Source organism: Staphylococcus sp. FW104-15G4D (genome assembly GCF_058790135.1).
In genome coordinates, this window is record NZ_JBYTCH010000010.1 from 1 (window position 1) to 6,723 (window position 6,723).

The following is a 6,723-nucleotide window of genomic DNA, read 5'->3' on the forward strand; positions in this document are numbered from 1 at the left end:
TCTAGTGAAAATCATCATAGAGAATTAAAGAAAAAATCAACTCAAACTACCAGTAATGTTGAAACATTATTACCTAAAATTCAAAATAAAAATTTAACACAGATGATAATCGTAACACTAGCAGAAAAAACACCTTATTTAGAATCTAAACGTTTAGTAGAAGATTTAAATAGAGCTAATATAGGCCATAATTGGTGGGTTGTTAATCAATCGTTAGTTACGCTAAATCAACGTGATGACCTTTTTAGTAACAAAAAAGAAGATGAATCATTTTGGATAAACAAGATTAAAAATGAAAGTTTTGACAATTATTTTGTCATACCTTATGGGGGGTTATCATAATTAAAAAAATTGTAATCATCGGTTCAGTTGCTGCCGGTACAAGTGTCGCGGCTAAAGCAAGAAGAAATAGTGAAAGATGTGGAAATTATCGTTTTTGATAAAGATAGTGATATTTCGTATTCAGTATGTGGTATCCCCTACTATATAGGCGGTAATGTATCTGATATTGATGAACTCACGCCAAGAAATGCTAAATGGTTTAAAGAGCGCTTTAATATAGATATTTATACAAAATATGAAGTGAATCAGATAAATGATACTGATCAAACAATAACTGTTACCAATTTAGTAAATGATGAAAAGATGATTCAAGAATATGACGAATTAGTATTAGCAACAGGCTCATCGCCTAAGGAAATTCCTCAATTAAATAGCGAAGAATATAACAATGTATTTAAAGTTAAGAATATTAATGATGCGAAAGCAATTTATAATTATATTGAGGACAATGATGTTCAGAATATAACAATCATTGGTGGTGGATTTATTGGTCTAGAAATGTTAGAACAATTATCTAATTACAATACTTCAATTATTCAACGTAGTACTTTTATGCCTCATTTAGACTACGATATCAGTTTTATGATTCAAGAATATATTGAAGATAAAGCTAACGTATATACCAATAATGAAATAGATATTATTGATTATGATGAAAATCATACAATAAATAGAGTGAGCTTAAAAACTGGCGAATTAATTGATACAGATTTAATCATTATTGGAATTGGTGTCATACCAAATACTAAATTAGCTAAAGAAATTGGTATTAATATTGGAAAATCTGGAGCAATACAAACCAATAAGTATTTTGAAACAAATATTCCTCACATATATGCAATTGGTGATGTAGCAGAAAGTTATAATTTAATTACTGGTGACCCTATATATAGACCGTTAGGTTCTACAGCAAATAAAATGGGACGTATTTTAGGAGATCGATTAACTGGTGGAAATCTAGAACATAAAGGCATTTTAGGAACAGGCATTGTTCGTATATTTGATATGACAATTGCCCAAACAGGCTTAACTGAAAAAGAAGCTATTGATTTAGATATTGATATTGACGTATTACACAATGTGAAACCGAATCGTCCAGAATATATGCAAGGCCAAGAAATGGTAATTAAAGCTATATTTGATAAAAACAATTCTAAATTACTGGGTGCCCAAATTATTGGGTATGAAGGTGTAGATAAAAGAATAGATGTACTAGCTACTGCTATAACGTTTGGTGCCCATGCAGAAGATTTATTTCATTTAGATTTAGCATATGCGCCTCCTTTTTCTACAACTAAAGATCCTGTTATTTATACAGGGATGATTGGACACAATATTACTCGAGGACGCAAAATTATAACGCCTGAAGAAGTCATGAAACAAAATAATGACTTATTGATTTTAGATGTACGTTCTCCAAAGCAATTTGAAGTTAATCATGTTGATGGAGCGATTAACGTCCCATTGAAAATATTGAGAAGTTATGCAAAAACAGTAGATAAAAATCAAAAGATAGTGACTTACTGTAATAAAGGTACTACTGGGAATGCTGCACAAAACGTACTTATTAATTTAGGTTTTAAACAAGTGTTTAATTTGTCAGGTGGTAATAAAAATTATCAACGTTATAAAAGGTTTCAAGTAGAAAGGAAGAAGAAAAATTGAATTATAAAGAAATTTCACAATACTTAAAAGTGATTGCTGATAGTAGCCGTCTTGAAATATTAGACTTGTTATCTTGCGGTGAATTATGCGCTTGTGATTTATTAGAGCATTTTTCTTTTTCTCAACCCACATTAAGTCATCATATGAAAGTATTAAAAGACAATAATTTAATTACATCCAGAAAAGATGGTAATAAAATTTTATACAAATTGAATCATGACGTATTGGATAACGTTACATCACGACTCACTCTATTGAGTTCCAGTACTGTCCCATGTATATGTGAAACAGTAGAGAAAGGTGAGTGTTAATGATGACGATATTAGCAATCACAATATTTGTATTAACGTTAATTTTTGTTATATGGCAACCTAAAGGTCTAGATATTGGTATTACTGCATTAATTGGTGCTGTAGTTGCTATAATCACTGGCGTTGTAAGCTTTTCAGACGTACTAGAAGTTACTGGAATTGTTTGGAATGCGACTTTAACTTTTGTTGCAGTTATTCTTATTTCACTCATATTAGATGAAATTGGATTCTTTGAATGGTCTGCCATACATATGGTAAGAGCATCAAAGGGTAATGGCTTGAAAATGTTTATCTTTATCATGCTCTTAGGTTCAGTTGTAGCAGCCTTCTTCGCAAATGATGGTGCGGCTTTAATACTGACGCCTATTGTTTTAGCAATGGTACGTAGTTTAGGATTTGATAAAAAAGCGATATTCCCATTTATTATTGCTAGTGGTTTTATTGCAGATACTACGTCTCTTCCATTAATTGTTAGTAATTTAGTTAATATTGTTTCTGCTGATTACTTTGATATTGGATTTGTTGAGTACTTCAGTAAAATGATTATACCTAATATATTCTCTTTAATCGCAAGTATTCTTGTCTTATGGCTTTATTTTAGAAAGTCTATCCCAAGAAAATTTGATGCAGTAAATATTAGAGAACCAAAAGAAGCGATTAAGGACAAAAAGCTTTTTAATATCTCGTGGATTGTACTCACTGTATTGCTAGTTGGTTATTTAATAAGTGAGTTTATAAATATTCCAGTATCAATTATTGCTGGTATCATTGCTTTAATATTTGTATTATTAGCACGTAAGTCTAAGGCTGTGCATACGAAACAAGTAATTAAAGGTGCGCCATGGAATATTGTTTTATTCTCTATTGGTATGTATCTTGTGGTATTTGGTCTAAAAAATGTGGGCATCACAACGCTTCTTAGTGATGTACTAACAAATATTTCAAATTACGGCTTATTTAGTAGTATCATGGGCATGGGCTTTATAGCTGCATTTCTTTCATCCATTATGAACAACATGCCAACTGTTTTAATAGATGCAATAGCGATTGGTCAATCTCAAACAACAAGTATACTCAAGGAAGGCATGATTTATGCGAATGTTATCGGATCTGATTTAGGACCTAAAATAACACCAATTGGTTCGTTAGCAACACTTCTCTGGTTACATGTGCTTACTCAAAAAGGTGTTAAAATTTCTTGGGGACAATACTTTAAAATCGGTATTATTATAACGATTCCGGTATTATTTATCACACTGTTAGGGTTATATCTAATACTTATTATTTTCTAAAAAAAGAGGAAACTATTTATGGATAAAAAAACAATTTACTTTATATGTACAGGTAATTCATGCCGTAGCCAAATGGCTGAAGGCTGGGGTAAAAAAATCTTAGGAGATGAATGGCAAGTATATTCTGGAGGTATTGAGGCACACGGTGTAAATCCAAAAGCAATAGAAGCTATGAAAGAAGTTGGAATTGATATATCAAACCATACTTCTGATTTAATTGATAATAAAATTTTAAAACAATCAGACCTAGTTGTTACACTTTGTAGTGATGCTAATGAAAATTGTCCAGTCATCCCACCTAATGTAAAAAAAGAGCATTGGGGATTTGATGACCCAGCAGGTAAATCTTGGTCAGAATTTCAACGTGTAAGAGATGAAATAGGTCAAAAGATCAAGCAATTTTATGATAATTAAGTTAATATAAAATTCAAAAACAGAGGATAAGCACATATAACAATGCTTATCCTCTGTTTTATATAATGATATTTGCTGCTTACCTTTTTCTGTTAGTTCTGCATATATTGTTGTGCCACATATAGGAAAACAAAACTTCTTTAATGGTAGTATTGCTATAGTTCCTAGCGAATTGAATGGTTTTATATATTCAAATGCTATTATGAGTTATAAAATCAATAACTATATTGACAAAAAATATCTACTTCAAAATGATTTTTTAAGAAAAAATGAGTATTTAGCTGATGGGACAGGTCAAAAAGAATTAAGTGAAAAGAAATTTGAAGAGTTAGAAGTAAAAATTCCAAACTCTATAGAAGAATAAAAAATTGATTTATTGAAAGAACGTGAGAAGGGCTTTTTGCATAAAATGTTTGTTTGATACTGATGAAATCCTATTATGTTAACTATATGTTTTATTAAATAAAGGGGAGTATACATGGGAGATGTAAAATTATTTAAACTGAATAACGAAATAGCATATGAATTATATGGAGAATCCGTGTCTATAGAAAAATCTCTTCAAACCGTAATAGAAAATAATTCTGAAAAGGTTCTGTTGCAAACTTGAAAATCATATAATATAGATACAAAGAAATGAAAAATAATAAAATCCAACCGAATAATCTGTTGATATAATAGTATATAATTTACTGCTTTTGCATAACTTTGTATATTAATTTAACTTTGCAACAGAACCTCTCTTTTTATATAGAAAAATCAAAATGACAACTATTAATTTACATTGTAAATGTTTAACTATAGATAAAACGAAATATCAAATAATGTATAGACTAATTCCCTCACTATTATAAATAGTGAGGGAATTTTTATGATGATGGTTTTAAATACGTCTTTATTGCTTGTAAGACGACGTTTTTTAAGTTGTCTTGTAATTCATCTTTATAGTTATGTTCACGTTCATTAAGGTCTAATGCGCGTATCTGAAGCGTGTCTATAACACCTGTGACTAATCCTTTTTTAGTTTTCACTTCGATATCTAATGGATAACGTTTTTCACGATTTGTAATTGGTAATACCCAAACAAAATCTGTTCCTTTAATGGTCATATTGTTATTCACGATTAAGCATGGTCTAATTTTTTGTTTTTCACGACCTCGAGTGGGGTCTAGGTCAATATAGTATATATCAAACTGTTTGATACTCATATTTCACGACCTACACTCTCTCCAAAATCAAATTCTGGCTCGGTGTATTTACCGCCATTTTTGAAAAAATTTGTGATTTCATCTTCAATCGATTCTTCTTTCTTTTTGATAAATAAACCACCATTGATTTCAGATACTTCAACCTTATCTCCCACCTCAAAATCAGCTAACTGGATTGTTTGTTTGCTTAAACTGAGTGCTTTGCTGTTTCCACTTTTAAAAATGCGTTCAGATGTTTTAATCATAGTTATCATCTCCTTACATTCATTATATCAATACGTACTTACATATGTAAATACATTATAAATATTAAAAAGAGTAGTAACTCGAAAGCTACTACTCGAAAGACACTTCATATTTTTTAGATATATCATTCTCGACGATAAGTCGTTTGAAACGTTGCAATAAATATTACTTATCTTCATCTTTCTTACTTGTTGCTAAAAAGTATAAAGGTGTTAGTAATGCGAGTGCTAACATTAAATAACGTCTTAATGTTTCGTGGCTGTTGTCCCACGGTATGAAGAATAAAATAAGCATTACTATTATGATTAATATGAGAAAAATTTGTTTCTTTCTGATATTATCACCTCTTATAATACAATCAATACAAAGGCTTTAGCTATGTAATAAGCTAATGTTTTATTAAAGCCTAATTTATTTTGTAATCCTTTGGAAATTGCGTCTGTAACTGTTCCACCAAAACCTGTGATGTAGTCACAGAATTTAAAGATTGATTGGTAATGTAAGAAAGCAACTTTGACTCCTGCTCTTTTTTCAACTTGTTTTATGTAACCATCCCAAGCTTTTTGTCCGACTTTTTTAGCAGTTGCTTTAATTGCTTTAGCCCCTGCTTTAGCTCCTAATGTAGCTTTACCTCTTTCAGATTGACCGTTAGCAAGTTGTTGAGCGTCACGTTCCATTTTGTCATATACGCCAGCTTTTTGGAAAGCTTCTTTGTTCTGATGTAAGCCTTCAAGCGCGCCTTCGCCCATTTTTTGTAGCTGTTCAGAAGCCTGTTGAATCTCTTGTTGATTTTGTTCGTAAGCCTTTGCTTCGTTTGTAGTAAATAAAATGGTTGGAGCCATAATTCCAACTGCCATCAGACTAGATGAGATTTTTAGAATTTTACTATTCATACAAATTACCCCCAATAATTATTCTTACTATAAAATTATCATAGTATGAGTAGAATAATTATTTTAATTCTTAGGTGTACGAATTATATGCGTAAGTGATTTAATTCTTTTATCTTTTGGAGTGAAAATGTTAAAAAATATAGATGTTAAAATGTATTTATTTTATCAATGTAATCTTTTATTTCGTCGATTTTCTTATCGAATTCATCTATTTTGTTTTCTGCTGGTTTGGGATTATATTCGTCGCACATATCATCTAGGTAATTGTAAAAATTGGTTCTGTTGCAAAGTAAAAAATATAGCTAACCACTAATTTATCATGTCAGTGTTCGCTTAACTTGCTAGCATGATG

The 6,723-nt window shown here is 30.5% G+C and carries 8 protein-coding genes and 1 pseudogene; 6 read left to right on the forward strand and 3 right to left on the reverse strand.

Annotated features, from left to right (window positions below; genetic code table 11):
- From AC3WQX_RS11845 to AC3WQX_RS11870, 6 genes and pseudogenes are all read left to right on the forward strand, one after another.
- Nucleotides 1-342, forward strand: a 342-nt coding sequence (locus AC3WQX_RS11845; RefSeq protein WP_492740314.1) for an ArsA-related P-loop ATPase, incomplete at its 5' end; no start/stop codon positions are given.
- Nucleotides 342-2,007, forward strand: a pseudogene (locus tag AC3WQX_RS11850) (FAD-dependent oxidoreductase). The gene AC3WQX_RS11845 and the pseudogene AC3WQX_RS11850, both read left to right, overlap by 1 nt.
- Nucleotides 2,004-2,318, forward strand: a complete 315-nt coding sequence (locus tag AC3WQX_RS11855; protein ID WP_002441914.1) for an ArsR/SmtB family transcription factor — start codon at nt 2,004-2,006, stop codon at nt 2,316-2,318. The pseudogene AC3WQX_RS11850 and the gene AC3WQX_RS11855 overlap by 4 nt, the downstream one beginning before the upstream one ends.
- Nucleotides 2,318-3,610, forward strand: a complete 1,293-nt coding sequence (gene arsB / locus AC3WQX_RS11860) for an arsenite efflux transporter membrane subunit ArsB (RefSeq protein WP_002441913.1) — start codon at nt 2,318-2,320, stop codon at nt 3,608-3,610. Before AC3WQX_RS11855 ends, arsB begins: the two co-directional genes overlap by 1 nt.
- A gap of 18 nt (nt 3,611-3,628) precedes the next feature.
- Nucleotides 3,629-4,024 (forward strand): arsenate reductase (thioredoxin), encoded by a 396-nt coding sequence (arsC, locus tag AC3WQX_RS11865; protein WP_002441910.1) that lies wholly within the window; start codon nt 3,629-3,631, stop codon nt 4,022-4,024.
- A 112-nt stretch (nt 4,025-4,136) separates the two neighbouring features.
- Entirely contained in the window at nt 4,137-4,388 is a 252-nt protein-coding gene (locus tag AC3WQX_RS11870; RefSeq protein ID WP_002441908.1) for a restriction endonuclease subunit S domain-containing protein, read from the forward strand.
- A 505-nt stretch (nt 4,389-4,893) separates the two neighbouring features.
- On the opposite strand, the gene AC3WQX_RS11875 is transcribed toward AC3WQX_RS11870, so the two are convergent.
- The 3 genes from AC3WQX_RS11875 to AC3WQX_RS11885 all read right to left on the reverse strand — a co-directional run bounded on the left by AC3WQX_RS11875 (nt 4,894) and on the right by AC3WQX_RS11885 (nt 6,371).
- Nucleotides 4,894-5,232: a type II toxin-antitoxin system PemK/MazF family toxin gene (locus tag AC3WQX_RS11875; RefSeq protein WP_002442047.1), complete on the reverse strand. Its 339-nt coding sequence runs from the start codon at nt 5,230-5,232 to the stop codon at nt 4,894-4,896.
- Nucleotides 5,229-5,477 (reverse strand): AbrB/MazE/SpoVT family DNA-binding domain-containing protein, encoded by a 249-nt coding sequence (locus AC3WQX_RS11880; protein ID WP_002442045.1) that lies wholly within the window; start codon nt 5,475-5,477, stop codon nt 5,229-5,231. The genes AC3WQX_RS11875 and AC3WQX_RS11880 overlap by 4 nt, the downstream gene beginning before the upstream one ends.
- Nucleotides 5,478-5,825: 348 nt before the next feature.
- Nucleotides 5,826-6,371, reverse strand: coding sequence for a hypothetical protein (locus tag AC3WQX_RS11885; protein WP_002477882.1), 546 nt, complete (start codon nt 6,369-6,371; stop codon nt 5,826-5,828).
- Between the last annotated feature and the right edge of the window lie 352 nt (nt 6,372-6,723).

Bases quoted from the DNA above. Each gene is read 5' to 3' on its own strand.
- arsB (WP_002441913.1), top strand. From the start codon at position 2,318: ATGATGACGATATTAGCAATCACAATATTTGTATTAACGTTAATTTTT.
- arsC (WP_002441910.1), top strand. From the start codon at position 3,629: ATGGATAAAAAAACAATTTACTTTATATGTACAGGTAATTCATGCCGT.
- AC3WQX_RS11875 (WP_002442047.1), bottom strand. From the start codon at position 5,232: ATGAGTATCAAACAGTTTGATATATACTATATTGACCTAGACCCCACT.
- AC3WQX_RS11880 (WP_002442045.1), bottom strand. From the start codon at position 5,477: ATGATTAAAACATCTGAACGCATTTTTAAAAGTGGAAACAGCAAAGCA.
- AC3WQX_RS11885 (WP_002477882.1), bottom strand. From the start codon at position 6,371: ATGAATAGTAAAATTCTAAAAATCTCATCTAGTCTGATGGCAGTTGGA.